Annotated in this window: 19 protein-coding genes, 1 tRNA gene and 1 riboswitch; of the genes, 14 read left to right on the top strand and 6 right to left on the bottom strand. The window is 69.4% G+C overall.

The features are described 5' to 3' along the window. Nucleotides 1-70 precede the first annotated feature (70 nt). The 3 genes from O7601_RS07185 to O7601_RS07195 all read left to right on the top strand — a co-directional run bounded on the left by O7601_RS07185 (nucleotide 71) and on the right by O7601_RS07195 (nucleotide 4,891). Nucleotides 71-2,266 (top strand): (Fe-S)-binding protein, encoded by a 2,196-nt coding sequence (locus tag O7601_RS07185; protein WP_281565423.1) that lies wholly within the window; start codon nucleotides 71-73, stop codon nucleotides 2,264-2,266. A 253-nt stretch (nucleotides 2,267-2,519) separates the two neighbouring features. Continuing rightward, nucleotides 2,520-3,530, top strand: coding sequence for a C40 family peptidase (locus O7601_RS07190; protein WP_281566833.1), 1,011 nt, complete (start codon nucleotides 2,520-2,522; stop codon nucleotides 3,528-3,530). Nucleotides 3,531-3,721: 191 nt separating this feature from the next. Next, nucleotides 3,722-3,844: riboswitch (cyclic di-AMP (ydaO/yuaA leader) on the top strand. A gap of 12 nt (nucleotides 3,845-3,856) precedes the next feature. Further along, nucleotides 3,857-4,891: an NlpC/P60 family protein gene (locus O7601_RS07195; RefSeq protein WP_281565424.1), complete on the top strand. Its 1,035-nt coding sequence runs from the start codon at nucleotides 3,857-3,859 to the stop codon at nucleotides 4,889-4,891. 91 nt (nucleotides 4,892-4,982) lie between these two features. Here the strand turns inward: O7601_RS07195 and dcd are convergent, their stop codons facing one another. Beyond that, nucleotides 4,983-5,561: a dCTP deaminase gene (gene dcd, locus O7601_RS07200; RefSeq protein ID WP_281565425.1), complete on the bottom strand. Its 579-nt coding sequence runs from the start codon at nucleotides 5,559-5,561 to the stop codon at nucleotides 4,983-4,985. 77 nt (nucleotides 5,562-5,638) lie between these two features. Between dcd and O7601_RS07205 the strand changes: the two genes are divergently transcribed. Further along, nucleotides 5,639-6,175 (top strand): pyridoxamine 5'-phosphate oxidase family protein, encoded by a 537-nt coding sequence (locus O7601_RS07205; RefSeq protein WP_348650235.1) that lies wholly within the window; start codon nucleotides 5,639-5,641, stop codon nucleotides 6,173-6,175. A 68-nt stretch (nucleotides 6,176-6,243) separates the two neighbouring features. Here O7601_RS07205 and O7601_RS07210 read toward each other — a convergent pair whose 3' ends face one another. After that, a complete protein-coding gene (locus O7601_RS07210; RefSeq protein ID WP_281565426.1) occupies nucleotides 6,244-7,248 on the bottom strand; it encodes a zinc metalloprotease in 1,005 nt (334 codons plus the stop codon). Nucleotides 7,249-7,580: 332 nt separating this feature from the next. Here O7601_RS07210 and O7601_RS07215 point away from each other — a divergent pair. The 4 genes from O7601_RS07215 (at nucleotide 7,581) to O7601_RS07230 (ending at nucleotide 10,586) form a co-directional block, all read left to right on the top strand. Beyond that, a tRNA-Gly gene (locus O7601_RS07215) sits at nucleotides 7,581-7,654 on the top strand. Nucleotides 7,655-7,787: 133 nt separating this feature from the next. Next, a complete protein-coding gene (locus O7601_RS07220) occupies nucleotides 7,788-8,324 on the top strand; it encodes a phosphoribosyltransferase family protein (protein WP_281565427.1) in 537 nt (178 codons plus the stop codon). 358 nt (nucleotides 8,325-8,682) lie between these two features. After that, nucleotides 8,683-9,603, top strand: a complete 921-nt coding sequence (locus O7601_RS07225) for a hypothetical protein (RefSeq protein WP_281565428.1) — start codon at nucleotides 8,683-8,685, stop codon at nucleotides 9,601-9,603. A 104-nt stretch (nucleotides 9,604-9,707) separates the two neighbouring features. Continuing rightward, on the top strand, nucleotides 9,708-10,586 hold the full coding sequence (locus tag O7601_RS07230; RefSeq protein WP_281565429.1) for an LLM class flavin-dependent oxidoreductase: 879 nt from the start codon (nucleotides 9,708-9,710) through the stop codon (nucleotides 10,584-10,586). A gap of 42 nt (nucleotides 10,587-10,628) precedes the next feature. Here O7601_RS07230 and O7601_RS07235 read toward each other — a convergent pair whose 3' ends face one another. Then, nucleotides 10,629-11,060 (bottom strand): ASCH domain-containing protein, encoded by a 432-nt coding sequence (locus tag O7601_RS07235; RefSeq protein WP_281565430.1) that lies wholly within the window; start codon nucleotides 11,058-11,060, stop codon nucleotides 10,629-10,631. 108 nt (nucleotides 11,061-11,168) lie between these two features. Here O7601_RS07235 and O7601_RS07240 point away from each other — a divergent pair, with 108 nt between their 5' ends. After that, nucleotides 11,169-11,684 carry an alpha/beta hydrolase gene (locus O7601_RS07240; protein WP_281565431.1) on the top strand — a complete coding sequence of 172 codons (516 nt, stop codon included), beginning with the start codon at nucleotides 11,169-11,171 and terminating at the stop codon, nucleotides 11,682-11,684. Nucleotides 11,685-11,840: 156 nt separating this feature from the next. On the opposite strand, the gene O7601_RS07245 is transcribed toward O7601_RS07240, so the two are convergent. Then, entirely contained in the window at nucleotides 11,841-12,392 is a 552-nt protein-coding gene (locus tag O7601_RS07245; protein ID WP_281565432.1) for a phosphoribosyltransferase family protein, read from the bottom strand. 179 nt (nucleotides 12,393-12,571) lie between these two features. On the opposite strand from O7601_RS07245, the gene O7601_RS07250 reads away from it, so the two are divergent. From O7601_RS07250 to O7601_RS07265, 4 genes are all read left to right on the top strand, one after another. Continuing rightward, entirely contained in the window at nucleotides 12,572-13,207 is a 636-nt protein-coding gene (locus tag O7601_RS07250; RefSeq protein WP_281565433.1) for a septal ring lytic transglycosylase RlpA family protein, read from the top strand. Nucleotides 13,208-13,307: 100 nt separating this feature from the next. Beyond that, nucleotides 13,308-14,435: a PP2C family protein-serine/threonine phosphatase gene (locus tag O7601_RS07255; RefSeq protein ID WP_281565434.1), complete on the top strand. Its 1,128-nt coding sequence runs from the start codon at nucleotides 13,308-13,310 to the stop codon at nucleotides 14,433-14,435. Nucleotides 14,436-14,577: 142 nt separating this feature from the next. Beyond that, entirely contained in the window at nucleotides 14,578-16,434 is a 1,857-nt protein-coding gene (locus tag O7601_RS07260) for an acyl-CoA dehydrogenase (protein ID WP_281565435.1), read from the top strand. Between the two features lie 232 nt (nucleotides 16,435-16,666). Then, entirely contained in the window at nucleotides 16,667-16,936 is a 270-nt protein-coding gene (locus O7601_RS07265) for a DUF6458 family protein (RefSeq protein WP_043961115.1), read from the top strand. 31 nt (nucleotides 16,937-16,967) lie between these two features. Here the strand turns inward: O7601_RS07265 and O7601_RS07270 are convergent, their stop codons facing one another. Further along, entirely contained in the window at nucleotides 16,968-17,507 is a 540-nt protein-coding gene (locus O7601_RS07270) for a histidine phosphatase family protein (protein WP_281565436.1), read from the bottom strand. A 117-nt stretch (nucleotides 17,508-17,624) separates the two neighbouring features. Here O7601_RS07270 and O7601_RS07275 point away from each other — a divergent pair, with 117 nt between their 5' ends. After that, on the top strand, nucleotides 17,625-17,909 hold the full coding sequence (locus O7601_RS07275) for a DUF6458 family protein (protein ID WP_281565437.1): 285 nt from the start codon (nucleotides 17,625-17,627) through the stop codon (nucleotides 17,907-17,909). A gap of 67 nt (nucleotides 17,910-17,976) precedes the next feature. On the opposite strand, the gene O7601_RS07280 is transcribed toward O7601_RS07275, so the two are convergent. Beyond that, complete coding sequence (locus O7601_RS07280) at nucleotides 17,977-18,654, bottom strand: hemolysin III family protein (protein ID WP_281565438.1); 678 nt, start codon at nucleotides 18,652-18,654, stop codon at nucleotides 17,977-17,979. Nucleotides 18,655-18,675 lie beyond the last annotated feature (21 nt).

Here is an 18,675-nt window from a genome sequence, read left to right on the forward strand (position 1 = left end):
GGTCGACGATCGCACCGACGCCCCCGGTCGCCGAGCCGCTCGACAGGCAGCAGACCGGGAGGCCAACTCGATGGGCAGCGTCCAGATCGTCACCACGATCCTCGCGGCCGCCATCACCGCGGTTGCGGTGTGGCTTGCGGTACGCGCGGTCTCGAAGATGGTGGCTGTCATCCGGCTGGGTAAGCCCGATCCGACCCGCTCCGGCGACACGGTCAGCCGCACCAGGACGATGCTGGCGGAGACCGCCGGGCACACCCGGATGCTCCGCTGGAGCGTGGTGGGCGCGGCGCACTGGTTCGTGATGGTCGGCTTCATCGTGCTGTCGCTGCTGGTGCTTGAGGCGTACTTCGAGGTGGTCTCGCCCACCGGTGGACTGCCGCTGATCGGTGGCTGGACCCTCTACGGGCTGGTCACCGAGTGGATCGGCATTCTGGGCGTGGTCGGCATCGGCGTCCTGATCGGGATCCGGCTGGCGAACCGGCCGAACCGGGCCGGACGGCGGTCCCGGTTCACCGGTTCCACCATGTGGCAGGGCTACTTTGTCGAGGCGGTCGTCCTCGCCGTACTGGTCATGGGTTTTCTGATCCGCGGCTTCAAGGTGGCCACCGATCACTTCGAGTACCCCACCTGGGCCACCCCGCTCAGTCACGCGGTCGGTGCCCTGCTGCCGGCCTGGGACTCCGGCGTCAGCGTCGCCGCGCTCGTCAAGATCTCGATCTCGATGGCCTGGGTCATCGTGATCTCGTTGAATGTGACGATGGGTGTCGCCTGGCACCGCTTCCTCGCCTTCCCCAACATCTTCTTCAAGCGCAAGCCGGGTGCCGCCGGCTCCGGTCTCGGCGCGCTGCGGCCGATGATGAGCGACGGCAAGCCACTCGACTTCGAGGATGCGGACCCGGAGTCCGACCAGTTCGGCGTCGCCCAGGTCGAGCAGTTCACCTGGAAGGGTCTGCTGGACTTCAGCACCTGCACCGAGTGTGGCCGCTGCCAGTCGCAGTGCCCGGCCTGGAACACCGGTAAGCCACTGTCGCCCAAGCTGCTGGTGCTCAGTCTGCGCGACCACGCGTACGCCAAGGCGCCCTACCTGCTGGCCGGCGGCGGCAAGGACCTCACCGGCGAGGAGAAGGCCACCGCCGCGCAGCTCGCCCACGTCGACGTGCTGGCCCTCGCCGAGGCGGAGAAGCCGCTGATCGGCGACGCCGAGTCCGGGGGCGTGATCGACCCCGACGTGCTCTGGTCCTGCACCACCTGCGGCGCCTGCGTCGAGCAGTGCCCGGTGGACATCGAGCACGTCGACCACATCGTCGACATGCGTCGCTACCAGGTACTCATCGAGTCCAGCTTCCCCTCCGAGGCCGGCGTGATGCTGCGCAACCTGGAGAACAAGGGCAACCCGTGGGGGGCGCCGCAGAACACCCGTGAGGACTGGACCAAGGGGCTCGACTTCGAGGTGCCGCGGGTCGGTGAAATCGAGGACTTCGAGTACCTCTTCTGGGTGGGCTGCGCCGGTGCGTTCGAGGACCGGGCGAAGAAGACCACCCGGGCCGTCGCGACCCTGCTCAACGAGGCAGGGGTCTCCTTCGCCATTCTCGGCGAGGGGGAGACCTGCACCGGCGACCCGGCCCGGCGGATCGGCAACGAGTTCGTCTTCCAGATGCTCGCGCAACAGAATGTCGAGACCCTGAACGAAGCGTTCGAGGGCCGGGAGAAGGCCAAGCGCAAGATCGTCGCAACCTGCCCGCACTGTTTCAACACCCTTGGCAACGAGTACGGCCAACTGGGCGGTGAGTTCGAGGTGGTGCACCACACCCAGTTGCTGGCCCACCTGGTCGCCACCGGCAGGCTCACCCCGGTGCAGCCGGTCGACGGCGGGGTGACCTACCACGACCCGTGTTACCTGGGGCGGCACAACCGGGTCTTCACCCCGCCACGCGAGGTGCTCGGCAACGCGATCGCGGGTGAACTGACCGAGATGCCGCGTAACAGCGAGCGTTCCTTCTGCTGCGGTGCCGGTGGTGCCCGGATGTGGATGGAGGAGCGCATCGGCAAGCGGATCAACGTTGACCGGGTCGAGGAGGCCATGTCCACCGGGGCGAGGACGGTCGCCGTCGGCTGTCCGTTCTGCTCGACCATGCTCAGCGACGGGGTCAACGGCAAGGGTGCCGGCGAGCAGGTCGAGGTGGTCGACGTGGCCAGCGTCCTGCTCCGGTCGGTCAAGCCCGAGCAGGTGGGCGGTGCCGGAGAGGCCACCCCGGCGGCGAGCTGACCGGCCCGAACACACCGGGCGGGGCGGTACCCCTATCCAGTGCCGCCCCGCCCGGTTTTGAATTGACGTACGCAACTATAACGAATCGGCCGACACCCTTTGTATGCGTACCGTCGCGCAAAGGTGAATGAGCCGTTGGTCGCCTTGATTCCCCACCTACCGTTCCCTAATGTGGGGCACCGACCGCCATGGGTCGTCTGTCCCCGCCCCTTACCGCTCGCGGGACGCCCGGTGGTCGGTTGCAAAGGAGACGCTGCCGGTGGCAACCATGCCCCTTCATCGTCGTGCGCCAGGGCGATCTCGTCCGGGTGGCCTGCGTAGGGCCGCCCGTGGGCTCGTCGTCCTCGTCGCCGCCGCCGCGGTCGGTGCCGGCCTGCTCGCCGCCCCCGCGTACGCCGAACCCTCGGTCGACGAGATCGAGGCCCAGATCGACAAGCAGTGGCAGAAGCTGGAACCCACAATCGAGCAGTACAACAAGGTGCGCTCCCAGCTGCGGGTCAACAAGCAGAAGTCGAAGAGCCTGGAAAAGAAGATCCAGCCGTTGGCCCTGGAGACCGAGCTGGCGATGAACCGGGTCGCCGATCTCGCCTCCCGCTACTACATCACCGGCCCGTCCAAGGAGATCGGTGCCGTGCTGCTCAACTCCAAGCCGAACGAGCTCGGCGAGCAGATGGCCTTCCTTGATCGGCTGGCGTCACAGGAGCGCCGCGAGCTCGAAGGCGTCATGAAGATCCGCAAGAAGTACGACGACCAGAAGGCCAAGCTCGACGCGCTGATCGCCGATCAGGAGGCGAAGCAGAAGCAGCTGGCGGCGAAGAAGAAGCAGATCGACGCCGAGATCAAGCGACTGGAGAAGTCGCTGCCGGTGACCACGGTGAAGACCACCAACTGCCCCACCATCAACGGTGTGGTCAGCGACGCCGCCCGCACGGCCATCCGTACCGCCTGCGCCCAGGTCGGCAAGCCGTACGTGTGGGGAGCGACCGGCCCGAACTCGTTCGACTGCTCCGGCCTGACCCAGTACGCGTACAAGGCCGCCGGCATCTACCTCACCCACTTCACGGGTGCCCAGTGGAACGAGGGCAAGGCCGTCTCCCGTTCCGACGCCCGTCCCGGCGACCTCGTCTTCTTCCGCAGCGATGTCAGCCACGTGGGGCTGTATCTGGGCAACAACCAGATGGTCCACTCGCCACGGGCCGGCAAGCCGGTGAACGTCTCGCCCATCACGACCATGCCGGTCGCCGGTTTCCGCCGACCCGGCTGAGTCGCCCCAGCGTCCGCTGAGCGGTCGCGCAGAAGCGCCCGAGGGCCCCCGGTCAAGTCGACGGGGGCCCTCGTCGTTGTCGGATGTCAGCACCCACAGTGACGGCGCGGTTGTGTTGCGTATCGACGCCGATCGTCCCTACGCTGGGCAATCGTCGGCCGCTGGCAGGTCCGCCCACCCCGGGTGGTAACGGTCCGACACCGCCGAATCGCTCGTGAGCGAGCCCGGGAACCAGGTATCCGGGGTGAATCCGTGCGCGTCACGGTAGGGCGCCCCTTCCCGCCCGAACCCGGTTGGCGGTATGGGAAGAAGGAGTGCTGAGACCGGTGGCAGACCGTGCCCCGCGGCCGCCGTCACCACGTCCGGGATTGTCCGGCCGACCGACGGCTGCGCCGCGTTTTCGCTGGTACCGCTGCATCCCCGCCGCCCTGGCCGCGACCGCTGTGATGTTGACCGGCGGCGCGGCGGCCGCCTGGGCCGACCCCACGGTCGCCGACATCGAGCGCCGGATCGACGAGGACTGGAACCGGCTCGAACCCGTCATCGAACAGCACAACGCCACCCGGCAGGACCTGGCCGGCAAGCGACGGGATGCGGACGCCCTGGCTGCCCGGATCGCGCCGCTGCAACGCCAGGTGGACGAGGCCATGGATCGGGTTGGCAAGCTCGCTGCCCGCGCGTACAAGGGTGAGCAGGTACGGGCCGTCAACGCGCTGCTCGGCAGCCGGTCGCCGGGTGAGGTAGTCGAGCAGCTCAGCCTGCTCGACCGGTACGCCCGGGTCCAGCAGCAGGACGTCCGGCACGCGAGTGAACTGCGCGACGAACTCGTCGCGGCCAAGGCCGGGCTGGACCGTACCATCGATCAGCTGACCCGCACCGATGCCGATCTCGCGGCGAAGCGGCGACAGATCGACACCGAGATCGACAGGTTGCAGCGGCTCCGGCTACGGGCGTACGGGAAGGGCGGCGGTGGGCCGCTGCGGCCGGCGCCCTGTCCGGCCAGCTACCCCGGCGGAGCGGCCGGGGAAGCGGTCACCTTCGCCTGCGCCCAGATCGGCAAGCCGTACTCCTGGGGCGCCGAGGGGCCGGACGCGTACGACTGTTCCGGTCTGACGCTGGCCGCATGGTCGCGGGCCGGTGTCGCACTGCCGCACAACGCGGCCAGGCAGCGTCAGGTCACCGCGTCGGTCAGTCGCGGTGCGCTGCGCCCCGGCGACCTCGTCTTCTACTACCGGGACCTGCACCACGTCGGCATGTACGTCGGTGGTGGCTGGGTGGTGCACGCCTCCCGGGCGGGTCAGCCGGTGCAGATGAAGCGGCTGGACAGCAGCCCGGTGCACAGCTTCGGTCGGCCAAGCTGAGATGGCCGGGCTCGGCGTACCGCCGTAGGACCCGCTCCCGGAGCGGGGCGGGCTCCCTACTGGTGCGCGCAGTGGATCAACGGCCGCGGTGTCACCGGGTGGGCCAGGTGCGCCAGCTCTGCCAGGCGCGACTCGGTGTCGGGCCGCGCTGGCCCTGGTAGCGGGAGCCGTAGACGGCCGACCCGTACGGGTGCTCGGCCGGCGAGGAGAGCCGGAAGATGCAGAGCTGACCGATCTTCATGCCCGGCCAGAGGGTGATCGGCAGGTTGGCCACGTTGGACAGCTCCAGGGTGACGTGGCCGGAGAAGCCGGGATCGATGAAGCCGGCGGTGGAGTGCGTGAGCAGGCCGAGTCGTCCCAGGCTGGACTTGCCTTCGAGGCGGCCGGCGAGCTGGTCGCCCAGTGAGATGACCTCCAGCGTCGAGGCGAGCACGAACTCGCCCGGGTGCAGCACGAACGCCTGGCCGTCGGGCACCTCGACCGCGGAGGTGAGATCATCCTGTCGGGTCGCCGGGTCGATGTGGGTGTAGAGGTGGTTGTTGAAGACCCGGAACAGTTTGTCCAGTCGTACGTCGATGCTGGAGGGCTGCACCAAACTGGGCTCGAACGGTTCGAGCGCCAGGGTGCCCGCCTTGATCTCGGAGACCAGGTCACGGTCGGAGAGCAGCATCGACACACCATAGCTGCCGGTATGCGACACGCGTGTCGGACTACCCGCTTCGAACGTGTGTTCGATAGGATGTCGGCATGGCTTCCTGGTCCGAATTCGCCGCTGACGAGCCCCGACTCGCCGACGGGATCCGCCTTCTCATGCAGCAGTACGGCCCGGGCTTCGGCTACCTGGCCACGGTCCGCGCCGACGGCGGGCCCCGGGTACACCCGGTCTCTCCGGTGATCACCGAAGACGGTCTCTACTGCTTCGTGATCGACTCACCGAAGCGGCGCGACCTGGAGCGCGACGGCCGTTACGCGCTGCACTCGTTTCCGCCGGAGGAGAGCGACGACGAGGCGTACGTCGCCGGGCGCGCCCGGCCCGTCACGGACGACGCCACCGTCGCCCGGCTGGCGCTCGCCGCGCGGGCCGCCCCGCACGCCGACTGGTGCCTCTTCGAGTTCACGGTCGACGTGGCGATGCTGGCTCGACGGGAGCAGTCGGTGGCTGGGCCGAGTGAGCTGGCCTCCCGTCCGGCCGTCCAGGTCTGGCTCGACCCGGCCGGCGCCACACCCCAGGCCACGCGCCCGGTGCCGGCCCGCGCCGGGCGGCATCACCGCCGCGCCGCCTGACCCACACCCAGCAGGTGCCGGCCCCTTCGAAGGAGCCGGCACCTGCGGTACGCGGTGCGGCGGACGCGCTATGCCGCGCGGTACGCGTTCCAGGCGTTGATCATGCGGGTGGCCTGGCCCGAGGTGAACTGGTACATGCAGGAGTCGTACGAGTAGTCCATGAAGTTGGTGATCGGGTCGCGGCCCGAGCTTGAGCAGGTGTCCCGGCCGGTCGGGCAGCCGCTGGCCGGCGATGCCTCGGCCGGGGTGTCCGCCACCTGGTCGCCGCTGCCCGAGCAACCGCCCTGGAAGGTGTGGTACAGGTTCAGCCAGTGGCCGACCTCGTGGGTGCCGGTGTCGCCCTGGTTGTAGTTGGTGGCAGTGCCGCCGGGCAGCGATTCGCTGAGCACCACCACGCCGTCCATAACGTTCAGGCTGTTCTGCGGGAAGGTCGCCCAGCCGAGCAGGTTGTTGCTGAGCGCGCCGAGGTAGATGTTGAGCGTCGCCTTGTTGCCCTGCCGCAGCTGGGTCTTCATCTGCCGCTCGGCCGACGAGCCCTGCCGGATCGGGTACCACGACGAGTTGGTCACCCGGTTGATGCTCTGCAACTGGAACGCGAAGGCGGTCGCGGCACCACCGGTCGCGCCACTGAACGACTGGTTCAGCACGTTCATCTGGGACTGGATCATCGAGTCGGGAATGTTCCCGCCGGCCCGGGTCGTGTCCCGGCGGATCACGTGCACCACCACCGGGATGGTGACCGAGGCCGCAGCCGCCTGGGCGCTCAGCGTGCGTTGGCCAACTCGCTTGGCGCGCTCTTGCAGGATGTCGGCGAACTCGGCCTCACGCTGGTGCACCTGGGCGAGGGTCAACTGGTTCGGATCGTGCTTGACGGTGCTGCCACCCTTGGCCCGGGCCAGGGTGCCCGTCGGATCCTCACACACCTCGTCGGCCGTGACGGCGGCCGCCGCCGGGCTCGCGGTCGTGGTGGCGGCCGGCAGCAGGCCGACCGTGGCCACGCCGAGCACCAGTGCGAGCGACGTCGATGCGATGCCGGCCGTACGCCGGTTCAGCAGGACGGGACGCAGTCCCATATGCCCACCTCTTTCTGGCGACGCGACCGGGGGTTGTGTCGCGTCGTGCGGAAAACGTGAGGCAGACGTTACAACCGATAGACAGATTTGAACATGGCCATATGTTGCGGTGAGGAAACTTCTCGCTGTACCCACCCGGAGCTCAAGATCCACGCACTTTCGGGGATGTTGCTGCCTCCGTCCCGCCACGACGCAGCAACTTCGGGGATCCTGCTGTCTCGGACCGACCCTGGCGCGTCGCGCGTCGCGCGTCGCGCGTCGCGCGTTGCGCGGCGTGAGGGGTGGGGCCCTGGGTGCATCCGGGTGAGGGCTCGGGTAGAGTGATTCCGCTCGCGGGTGTAGTTCAATGGCAGAACATCAGCTTCCCAAGCTGACAGTGCGGGTTCGATTCCCGTCACCCGCTCCACCACGAAGGCCCTGGTCAGGATGCGAGTCCCGACAGGGCCTTCGACCTGTCCTGGGTCGCGAGCGGGGTCACGCTGTCCTGGGTCGCGAGCGGGGTCACGGCAGTCATCGACGCCGGCAGCCATAATCCCACCATGTCCGACTCCGCACGTGGTGCGCTGCTGAAGCACTTCCGATGGATCGAAGGCCACGCTGACGTGTGGGCGATATTCCGCGATGCCACGGCGCTCCGCCATGTCGTCGCAGGTCTGGTCGAGCCGTTCAGGAACTCGGATCTCACAGCCATCTGCGGGATCGAGTCCCGGGGATTCCTTCTCGGGGGCGCTGCGGCCGTGGAACTGGGCGTCGGGTTCGTACCGGTGCGCAAGCGTGAGGGGCTGTTTCCAGGCGACAAGATCACAGCGGCAGCCGACCCCGACTACCGTCAGCAGTCGCACACTCTGCGCGTGCAGCGATCCTCACTTGGATCACGCGACCGGGTTCTGCTCGTGGACGACTGGATCGAGACAGGCAACCAGGCACTCACCGCCAGACAGTTGGTCGAGCAGTGCGGTAGCACCTGGGTAGGGTGCAGCGTCCTGGTCGATCAGCTCCGTGACGATCGACGGTCGGCGCTCGGCACTGTGATGAGCCTGGTGCGGGCCGATGAGTTGCCCGTGTGGACCGGCTAGCCCTCCGTGCGGAACGCCTGCTCGCAGCCTTGCTGTTGGGCAGGCCTTCGTCTCCGGGCGCCGATCGGAGCTGCGGTGCCGGCGGCTGGCACCGAATCGCCATGCAGGCGGGGGCGGATCATTCCGGGCTTCGAGCACCCGTGTAGCCGGGTTCGTGGAAGCGGGTGCCCGTGGCCTGACTGCCGTGCGTCAGCGGAAAGGACGCGCGCGGGCGTGTCCGGGGCGTAGGGGCGCGGGGCGTGCCCGACCGTGGGCGGGTGCGAACTGTCCACTTTGACCGATGGGACAACGCCCCCGGGCCGTCGTTCCTAGGCTCTCCTCGGCGAGGAACGCCCACTCCGTGGAGAAAGAGGCATTCATGACCACACGCACCAGTCGGGCCATCGCGGCGACGGTCCTTGCGGGTGCCGTCACCGCGGCCAGCCTGCTGACGGGGGCGACTGCGGCCCAGGCCGAGCCGGTGACGGCCGGCACCTTCACGATGAGCGGTGATCCCGGCGACTGGGTCACCGGCGGCGCCACCTACAGCTACGACGCCGGTGCCGGAGACCAGCTGTCGATCCGCGCCGACGACCAGCTTCGCGGGGTCTATCTGTCGATCAACGGTCGCAACGGTGACTGGTGGTCGATGGAGCTCAGGGCGCCGGCCGGGCAGCAGCTCGCCGTCGGTGAGTACCCCGAAGCCACTCGCGCGCCGTTCAGCGGTGCGGGGGCCGGCATCGACATCAGCGGCAACGGCCGGGGCTGCAACACGATCACGGGCTCGTTCGTGGTCGCCGACGTGGCCTTCGGCCCGCACGGCTACGTGGAGCGCCTCGACGCCACCTTCGAGCAGCACTGCGAGGGCGGCACGCCAGCCCTGCGCGGGCGGGTCGTGATCGGCAATCCGCCACCGCCGGCTCCGCTGGAGTTCACCGTCACGCCGGCTGCGGACGGTGTTTTCAGCAAGCTGAACGGCAAGGCCACGGTGCACGGCACGGTGGTCTGCAACGCGGACGCGACGGTGCAACTCAGCGGCCTGGTCACCCAGGTCAAGAACAAGGTCATCATCCGCGGCCCGTTCAGCGGCCAGGTCGACTGCGTCCAGGGTGCGACGGCGCAGTGGTCCGCCACGGCGGACCCGACCGGCACCACGCCGTTCCAGCGGGGGAAGGTCGAGGTCACCGGCAGCGCCTGGGCGAACGACCCGAACTACCAGGGTGAGACCGTCCAGGTCGACCTCGCGCCGACCACGGTGACGCTGACCCGGGCGCCGGCCGCCGTCGAGGCTGCAATGTAAGGGCTGGTCGAGGCAGCACGAGAGGCCCGGTCCGAGGAAAGATCCTGGGGCCGGGCCCCTACGCGTGAGCGCGCGGCGCGACCCGCACCCGTACCATCGTGATCATGCGGATAGGCATCGTGATCCTGCCCGACCAGCGCTGGTCGGTGGCGCGGCACCGGTGGCGACGAGCCGACGACTGGGGCTTCGACCATGCCTGGACGTACGACCATCTGGGCTGGCGCGACCTGGTGGACGGGCCCTGGTTCGACTCGATGACCACGTTGACCGCCGCGGCGACGGAGACCACGCGGATCCGTCTCGGCACACTCGTCGCCTCGCCGAACTTCCGGCATCCGGCGGCCTTCGCCCGGCAGGTGACCGCGCTGGACGATGTCTCCGACGGGCGGACGCTGCTCGGCCTCGGCGCGGGCGGTATCGGGTTCGACGCCGCCGTCCTCGGCGGTGAGACGCTGCCCCCACGGCAACGGGTGGACCGGTTCGCCGAGTTCACCGAGTTGCTCGACACCATCCTGCGGCGGGACGGCACCACCTGGCGGGGCGACTGGTTCGCGGCGGTCGACGCGCGGAGCAATCCGGGCTGCGTGCAGGAACCCCGGGCGCCGTTCGTGGTGGCCGCCAACGGGCCTCGGTCGATGCGGATCGCGGCCCGCTTCGGGCAGGGCTGGGTGACCACCGGGCCCGCCGTCGACGACCTGGCCGACTGGTGGACCGGGGTGGCCGAGTTGACCAGTCGGCTCGACGCGACCCTGGCAGCCCAGGGGCGTGACCCGGCCAGCCTGGACCGCTACCTTTCGCTGGACTCGGCACCGGTCTTCTCGTTACGTAGCGCGCAGTTCTTCGCCGACCAGGTGGAGCGGGCGGCGAAGCTCGGCTTCACCGATGTGATCACGCACTGGCCGCGGGAGAGCAGCTGGTACGCCGGTGACGAGGCGGTCCTGGTGGAGGTCGCCACCCGCCTCCTGCCCGAGCTACGTCGCTGAACCTGCGCGCAGGGTGGCGCGGGCTGCGAGCCGGATGGCCGCTCAGGTGCCGAGATCGCCGGTGGCGATGCCGCCGGCTCCGGCGGACAGCAGGCGGAAGCGTACGCAGACGATCTCGCTGTCGTCGGTGACCGGGGTGCCGACGCGGGTCCAGTAGGCGGCGTGTCCGGCCCGCCACTCCTCGATCGAGCGGTCGCCCTCCCCCTCGGCGTGGGCAAAGTCCCACGGCACCTCGGCGAACCGGGTCACCTCGATGCCGGTCACCTGGACGACGGCCACCAACGCGTCGGCGTCGTCCACCAGGGCCAGCCGCTCTCCGACGTGCTCAAGCTCCTCGCCTTCCTCGGCGTACTCGCTGAGCAGGCCGGCGGTGGCGGTCTTCAGGCCAGCCAGCACGAGGGTGTTGAGGCGCGCCCGTAGGTCACCGGGGGTGCCGAGGGCTAGTGCGCGGAGTCCGCCGATCCGTGGCCACATCGTGTCGAGGCTACTGCCCGATCATCGGCATCCGGCCGAGCCTCAGTGAGTCGTCCCGGAGGGATCGTATTGGGGGTACGGTCGATGGCCGACGACAAGGAGATGTCCATGGCGGACCGACGTGCGGTGCTCATCCCGGGACGCGGGTACGACACCCGGTACCCCCTGTTCCTCTACCTGGGCGAGGCGCTGCGCCGGGTCGGGTTCGGGCTGCACGGGATCTCCTGGCAGGTGCCGGAGAACTTCGACATCGACACCATCGGCAGGTGGGTGTGTGACCAGGTCTCCCCGACCCTGAACGAGCGGACGGACCTGTTGGTCGGCAAGTCGCTCGGCACCCTCGCCGCGCCGCTCGCGGCCGGTCGGGGGCTGCCCGCGGTCTGGCTCACCCCGTTGCTGCACCGGGGCGACGTGGTCGACGCGCTGCGCCGGGCCACCGCGCCGTTCATCCTGGTCGGTGGCACCGCCGACTCGTCCTGGGACGGCGGAGTCGCCCGGCGGCTCACCCCGCACGTGCTGGAGATCCCCGCCGCCGACCACGCGCTGATGGTGCCCGGCCCGCTGGCCCGCTCCGCCGAGGCACTCGGCCAGGTCTGCACCGTGGTCGAAGACTTCGTCCGCTAAACCCCACCCCTCCGCCCACCCCTCCGCCCACCCCTCCGCCCACCCCTCCGCCCACCCCTCCGCCCACCCCCTCCGCCCGCATCGATCATGAGGTTGTTGTCGCGCCACGCCGGAGCGAGGGGCAACAACTTCATGATCAACGGGATGAGGTGGGTGTCAGGCGGGGAGGTCGGGGGTGGTGAGGAGCGCGGTGACTCTCAGCTCGGCCGCCACCGGCGGCGGGCAGGTGGCGACCACGGCGGCGGTGCCGACCGGGTCGGCTCCCCGGGCCGCGCAGATCTCGTAGATGGCGCGTACCTGGGCGGCGGTGTCCACCCAGTCGTCTACCACCAGCACCCGGTCGCCCGGACCCAGGTGTCGGTCCCGCACCGCGAGGTCCACCTGCCGACCCCGAAAGTCGGGGGGACTCTGCGCCCAGGTCAGCGAGCCGGCGGGCAACCGTCCGTCCGCCGGCTTGTGCGCCGCCACGAATCCCACGCCGAGAGCGGTGGCCGCCAGCGGCCCGAGCAGGAACCCGGTGACCGCCGGGGAGACGACCACCGTGGGCCGAGCCGCCCGGAACGGCGCGACCAGCGCAGGCCCCAACTCGGCGAGCGTCGCCGGATCCCGCCACCACCCGGAGGTGTCGCTGACCAGGTGGCTCGCGCCCGGGCCGGGGTCGACCCACCCGAACAGCTCGACGAGGCGTCTGCTCAGCTCAACGGGCATGTCTCCATCCTGCGTCACCCGACAGCCGACCATCGGCCCACCCGGCCCATCGCGACTCGGATGATCGGCTTCACGTATCACCGCAATTGCGGTCATAGCATCATGATCACGTTGACTTCGGAAGTGCTTCTCTCGTTATGGTCCGACCCGGTTTGACCCGCTGAGAAAGGACCGGGCCGGTGGCTGGTAAGCACTCCCGTACCCGCAGGTTCACCTCGCCGGCCGGTCTCACAGCCAGCGCCGTGGTGGCGGTCGCGCTCGCCGTGGGAGGCACCGTCGGTGCCGTCCGGCTGACCGCTGGCGCGGAGCCGGCTCGACCGGCCGCGATCGACCTGTCGCCCACCGTCGGAACGAGCGCCCCTGCGACCGGCTCGCCGACCGCGTCGCCGACCGTCAGCGCCAGCGCCTCCCCGAGCCCGACGGCGAGCCCGAAGCCGAGCCGCACCGTCCAGGCGCCGTCACGGAGCAAGGAGCGTACGGCCAGCCCGAAGCCGACGCCGACGGCCAAGAAGACGACTGCCCGCCCGGTGATCGACACCGGCTCCTGCGGCGCGTCCTTCTACTGGCAGGGTCAGCTGACCGCCAACGGCGAGACGTTCGACCCGGAGGGCATGACCGCCGCCCACAAGACTCTGCCCTTCGACACGAAGGTGCGGGTGACCAACCCCGCCAACGGCAAGTCGGTAATCGTCCGGATCAACGATCGCGGCCCGTTCATCGAGGGGCGTTGCCTGGATCTGGCGCGGGCCGCGTTTGCCGAGATCGCGTCACTCGACCTCGGTCACATCGACGTCCGCTACGAGGTGCTCGGCTGAGGCGGTGGAGCGTCGCGGTTGGCTCCGTCTCCGGATCCTCGCGGCCAGATCCGTCTCGTCCGAGGGGCCAGGCTCATTCTTTCGCTCACGTACATCGGGCATGCTGTCGGATGTACGCACGCAACTCCTCCAGCCGGGCCGCGGCCCGCTGAGCCCCGGATCCCGCGCCGGCCTCGGCGCGGCCCTCGTCCTGCTCGCAATCGTGTCCGCTGTCGAGTTGGCGGATGGCCGTACGGCGAACTACATCGCGCTGATGGTCGCCGCGCCGTTCCTGGCCGCCGCGCTCGCCTCCTGGCGGATCGTGCTCGGCGTCGGTGCCGCCGCCTCCGTGCTCGGGGCGACCTTCGCCCTGTCCGAGCGGACCACGTCGGTCGCCACGGCCGTCGCCGTGGCCGGCATCGCGTTGGGTACGGGCATCGCGGCGGCGGTGGCGGCGGTCCGGCAGCGGCAGGCGGAGCAGATCGCCGAGCTGTCGAAGCTGGCCATGGTGGCTCAACAGGCGGTGCTGCGCCCGCTCGGTCCTCGGGTGGGCGCTCTTTCGGTGGCCGGCCGGTACATATCGTCGACCGCCACGGCCGAGATCGGTGGCGACCTCTACGAGGCGATCGAAACTCCGTACGGCGTTCGCATGATCATCGGGGATGTGCGCGGCAAGGGCCTGGAGGCGGTCCGGCTGGCGAGCATCGTCCTCGGCTCGTACCGGCACGTGGCGTACGAGCGGGCCGATCTGCGGGCCGTGGTGACGGATCTGGACCGGGCGGTGGCGCGCAACGTCGGTGACGAGGACTTCGTCACGGCCGCGTTGGTCGAGGAGCGCGGCGGCACGCTCACCATCGTCAACTGTGGGCATCCCGCGCCGCTGCTGCTGCGTCGTGGCGCGGTGATCTCGCTTGAGCCGCCGGCGCCGGCGCCCCCGCTGGGCTTCATGCCGGTGGTCCGGCCAAGGGTGGAACGGTTGGAGCCGGGTGACCGGTTGCTGCTGTTCACCGACGGGCTGGGCGAGGCGCGGCGGGACGGCGAATTCTTCCCCACCGCGGACCGGGCCTGGCGGTTGCTCGGGCACGGTACGGTCGGCGACGGCCTCGCCTCCCTGGAGACCGCTCTGGTCGAGTGGGTGCACGGCCGGCTCGACGACGACATCGCGCTGGTCCTGATGGAGTACACGGGCTCGCCGGGCAGGGCGACGGCGGCGGTGCCGAGCTGGGAGGTCGGTGCGGCGGAAGGGTGATCACCCTGAGGCCCGCTGATGAACCCGAACGGCAGGTGTGTAATGCCTGTCACTGTCAGGATCAGCTTGTCGCTGCCTACCCGCGAGTAATAGAGTCAGGGTTACTGATCGGTAACACCTGTCCGGAAGCGGGGCCAGCGACATGACCCACTACAAGAGCAACCTTCGGGACCTCGAATTCAATTTGTTCGAGGTGTTCGGAGCGGACCGGGCGTTCGGCCAGGAGCCGTACTCCGACCTCGACGTCGACACCGCGCGGAGCTTCCTCGCCGAGGTCGACCGGCTGGCTCGGCAGGACCTGGCCGCCAGTTACCAGGACAGCGACCGCAACCCGCCGGTCTTCGACCCGGCCACCCACACCGCGCCGCTGCCGGAGTCGTTCAAGAAGTCGTACCGGGCCTTCATGGAGTCCGAGTTCTGGCGTCTGGACCTGCCCTCGGAGCTGGACGGCACCAACGCCCCCCGGGCGCTGTGGTGGGCGCTCGCCGAGCTGGTGCTCGGCTCGAACGCGCCGGTCTGGATGTACGCCTCCGGCCCGTCCTTCGCGCATGTGCTGCACGTGGAGGGCACCGAGCAGCAGAAGAGGTGGGCCAAGCTCTTCATCGACCAGCAGTGGGGCTCCACGATGGTGCTCACCGAGCCGGACGCCGGCTCGGATGTGGGTGCCGGTCGGGCGCGGGCGATCCCGCAGCCGGACGGCTCGTGGCACATCGAGGGCGTCAAGCGCTTCATCACCTCTGGTGAGCACGACCTGAGCGACAACATCGTCCACTACGTACTCGCCCGTCCAGTGGGCGTGGAGGGCGTGGGTGGCCCCGGCACCAAGGGTCTGTCGCTGTTTGTCGTCCCGAAGTACCACTTCGACGAGAACACCGGCGAGCTGGGCGAGCGCAACGGCGTCTTCGCCACAAACGTCGAGCACAAGATGGGCCTGAAGGTCTCCAACACCTGCGAGATCACCTTCGGCGAGCACGGCGTACCGGCCAAGGGCTGGTTGCTGGGCGAGAAGCACGAAGGCATCCGGCAGATGTTCATGATCATTGAATACGCCCGGATGATGGTCGGCACGAAGGCCATCGCCACCCTGTCCACCGGTTACCTCAACGCGTTGGAGTACGCCAAGAACCGGGTGCAGGGCGCGGACCTGACCCAGATGGCGGACAAGACGGCCCCGCGGGTGGCCATCACCGCGCACCCCGACGTGCGTCGCTCGTTGCTGCTACAGAAGTCGTACGCCGAGGGCCTGCGGGCGTTGGTCCTCTACACCGCCACCTGGCAGGACAAGGTCGCCATGGCGGAGGCGGCCGGTGACGAGAAGGCCATCAAGCTGGCCAAGCGGGTCAACGACCTGCTTCTTCCGCTGGTCAAGGGCGTCGGCTCGGAGCGGGCGTACGAACTGCTCGGGCACGAGTCGCTGCAGACCTTCGGTGGCTCCGGCTTCCTCCAGGACTACCCGCTGGAGCAGTACGTCCGGGACGCCAAGATCGACACGCTGTACGAGGGCACCACGGCGATCCAGAGCCTCGACCTCATCTTCCGGAAGATCGTCCGGGACAACGGCAAGGCACTGATGGCCGTGGCCGGCGAGATCCAGGAGTTCATCGCCACCGAGGCGGGCAACGGCCAGCTCAAGGAGGAGCGCCAGGCGCTCGGCAAGGCACTCGCCGAGATCCAGAACATGCTCGGCGTGATGACCGGCTGGTTGGGTGAGGCGCAGGGTGGCGACACCCGGGCGCTGTACAAGGTCGGGCTGAGCAGCCGGCGGTTCCTGCTGGCCCTCGGCGACCTGGTCGTCGGCTGGTTGCTCCAGAAGCAGGCCGACGTGGCGCTGAGGGCCCTCGCCGGTGAGCTGACGGCGACGGACCAGGCGTTCTACACCGGAAAGGTGGCCGCCGCCCGGTTCTTCGCCCGCGAGGTGCTGCCCCGCATCGGCGCCGACCGCCGCATCATCGAGACCACCGACCTAGACATCATGGACCTCCCCGAGGAGGCGTTCTAACCCCACCCCACCCACCCCACCCACCCACCCCACCCGGTCTCGTTGATCATGAGGTTAGCGGCGGTTTAAGAGATCAACACTGCCGCTAACCTCATGATCAACCCCCTTGTCTGCGCGGGGGTGGGGGTGGGGAGGGCTGGGGTGGGGTGGGGGTAACTGGGAGGTGGGTGGGTATGCGTGGCGGACGAGTCCGAGTACGCCCAGAGCAACCGCACGGGGGAGTGCCGCGCACATGGGCATAGGCAGTGGGATCTTCCTGATCGCGATCGGCGCGATCCTGACCTTCGCCATCCGGGCCAACGTCTGGTGGGTCGACCTGCGGGCGGTCGGTTGGGTCTTCATCCTGGCCGGGCTGGCCGTGCTGCTCACCACGCTCTGGTTCTGGCAGGACCGCCGCAAGCGGGCCCGTACGTTGATCGTGGAGGAGAACCGGCTCTCACATCCGACCGCGATGATGCCGCCACCGCCTGATCCACCACCACCGACCGCGCCGCCGAGCTGAGCGACCGTCTCCGCCCACACCGCACGCGAACCTAGCCGCGTGCGGTGTGCCGCGTCTCGATTGGGGCCGCGCCACGGCTCAGTTCCGCCCAGGGCAGGACCGTCCGGTGCACCACGAGACCGCCGGTACGCAACCCGTCCGGGTCCGCCCGGACCGGATCGAGCAGTTCGGACAGCAGGGACATGCCGGGGTTGTGGGCGATCAACAGGACCGTGGTCGCGGTCGGTGACACCTGCCGGATCAGGTGCAGCAGATCCTCCGGATGCGCCTCATAGGCGTCCGGCTCGTAGCGGATCACCGGAGCGGGGCCGGCGGGACCGCTCTCCGGCGGTGAGCCGGTGATCCCCAACTGGACGGCGTGCCACGTCTGTCTGGTACGCACGGCCGCCGAACAGAGCACCACGTCCGGTAGCAGCCCGTGCCGGGCCAGCCACGCCCCGGCCGCCGCGGCGTCCGCACGGCCGCGAGCGGCCAATGGGCGCTCGACGTCGGGACGGTCCGTGGTGGGCGGTTCGGCCTTGGCGTGCCGTAGCAGCACAAGTGTCCGCTCAGGGTGGGGGCTGTCCGTCATGTCTCCAGCTTGCCCGATTGGCGATCTCCGTGCCGGGGTAAGTCGGTCGATGCCGCAACCTCATCCGTGGCCGCGGCGGGGTGGAATGCCAGCTTCGATAGCCAAGGAGACGACGAGATGGGCATCGGTGGCAGTATTTTCCTGATCGCGCTGGGCGCGATCTTCGCGTTCGCCGTGGAGGCGGAACTGGGCTGGCTCGACCTGAGCGTCGTCGGCTGGGTGCTGATGCTCGCGGGCGTCGCCGGGTTGATCGTGACCCTCTACTACTGGAACTCGCGTCGCCGTACGGTCGTCGAGCCGGTGCGCGAGGAACGGGTGGTGGCCGAGCGTGCCGTGCCGGTCCGGGACGACCGGGTGGTCCAGGAGTACCGCGAGGTGCGCCGGCCCGGTCCCACGATCTGACCTCGGGGCGCAGCCCGACGGACCCAGTGGGGGTGGTGAGCGACGAGGCTCACCACCCCCACTGTCGTCAGGCGAACAGTGCGAAGTAGATGGCGATGTGGTGGCAGACCGCGGCGACCAACGTGCAGGCGTGGAAGAACTCGTGGTGGCCGAAGACGGTGGGCCACGGATTGGGGCGACGCAGCGCGTAGAAGACCGCGCCCACGGTGTAGATCGCGCCCCCCACGGCGAGCAGCACCAGCGCGGTGACGCCGCCCTGATGGAGGATGTCGGGCAGCATCGCCACGGACACCCAGCCGAGGGCGAGATACAGCGGCGCGGATATCCACCGGTTGGCGTGCGGCCAGATCAGCTTGAGCGCCACACCGCCCAGGGCGCCGCCCCAGACGATCGACAGCATCATGACGGCGGCCCGGGTCTCCAGCAGCAACAGGCAGAACGGGGTGTACGTGCCGGCGATGAACAAAAAGATCATCGAGTGGTCCATCCGGCGCATGACCGCGTAGCCGCGGGTCGACCACACCCGACGGTGGTACAACGCGCTGGTGCCGAAGAGACCGCAGACGGTGAAGCTGTAGACGGCGGAGCTGACCAAGGGGGTCCAGCCCGGACGGGCGGCGGCGATCGAACAGAGCACGATGCCGCAGACCAGGGCGACGAAGAACGCGTACGTGTGCAGCCAGCCGCGCATCCGGGGTTTCCCGATGTCGACCGGCTTGAGCCGGGGGCGTGCTGAGGTGGTCACGCCCTTAGGTTACGGCAGCGT

It is taken from the genome of Verrucosispora sp. WMMD573, assembly GCF_027497175.1.
Classification (GTDB): Bacteria; Actinomycetota; Actinomycetes; order Mycobacteriales; family Micromonosporaceae; genus Micromonospora.

Bases quoted from the DNA above. Each gene is read 5' to 3' on its own strand.
- O7601_RS07185 (WP_281565423.1), top strand. From the start codon at position 71: ATGGGCAGCGTCCAGATCGTCACCACGATCCTCGCGGCCGCCATCACC.
- dcd (WP_281565425.1), bottom strand. From the start codon at position 5,561: ATGCTGCTCTCCGACCGTGACCTGGTCTCCGAGATCAAGGCGGGCACC.
- O7601_RS07205 (WP_348650235.1), top strand. From the start codon at position 5,639: ATGGCTTCCTGGTCCGAATTCGCCGCTGACGAGCCCCGACTCGCCGAC.
- O7601_RS07210 (WP_281565426.1), bottom strand. From the start codon at position 7,248: ATGGGACTGCGTCCCGTCCTGCTGAACCGGCGTACGGCCGGCATCGCA.
- O7601_RS07220 (WP_281565427.1), top strand. From the start codon at position 7,788: ATGTCCGACTCCGCACGTGGTGCGCTGCTGAAGCACTTCCGATGGATC.
- O7601_RS07225 (WP_281565428.1), top strand. From the start codon at position 8,683: ATGACCACACGCACCAGTCGGGCCATCGCGGCGACGGTCCTTGCGGGT.
- O7601_RS07230 (WP_281565429.1), top strand. From the start codon at position 9,708: ATGCGGATAGGCATCGTGATCCTGCCCGACCAGCGCTGGTCGGTGGCG.
- O7601_RS07235 (WP_281565430.1), bottom strand. From the start codon at position 11,060: ATGTGGCCACGGATCGGCGGACTCCGCGCACTAGCCCTCGGCACCCCC.
- O7601_RS07240 (WP_281565431.1), top strand. From the start codon at position 11,169: ATGGCGGACCGACGTGCGGTGCTCATCCCGGGACGCGGGTACGACACC.
- O7601_RS07245 (WP_281565432.1), bottom strand. From the start codon at position 12,392: ATGCCCGTTGAGCTGAGCAGACGCCTCGTCGAGCTGTTCGGGTGGGTC.
- O7601_RS07255 (WP_281565434.1), top strand. From the start codon at position 13,308: ATGCTGTCGGATGTACGCACGCAACTCCTCCAGCCGGGCCGCGGCCCG.
- O7601_RS07260 (WP_281565435.1), top strand. From the start codon at position 14,578: ATGACCCACTACAAGAGCAACCTTCGGGACCTCGAATTCAATTTGTTC.
- O7601_RS07265 (WP_043961115.1), top strand. From the start codon at position 16,667: ATGGGCATAGGCAGTGGGATCTTCCTGATCGCGATCGGCGCGATCCTG.
- O7601_RS07270 (WP_281565436.1), bottom strand. From the start codon at position 17,507: ATGACGGACAGCCCCCACCCTGAGCGGACACTTGTGCTGCTACGGCAC.
- O7601_RS07275 (WP_281565437.1), top strand. From the start codon at position 17,625: ATGGGCATCGGTGGCAGTATTTTCCTGATCGCGCTGGGCGCGATCTTC.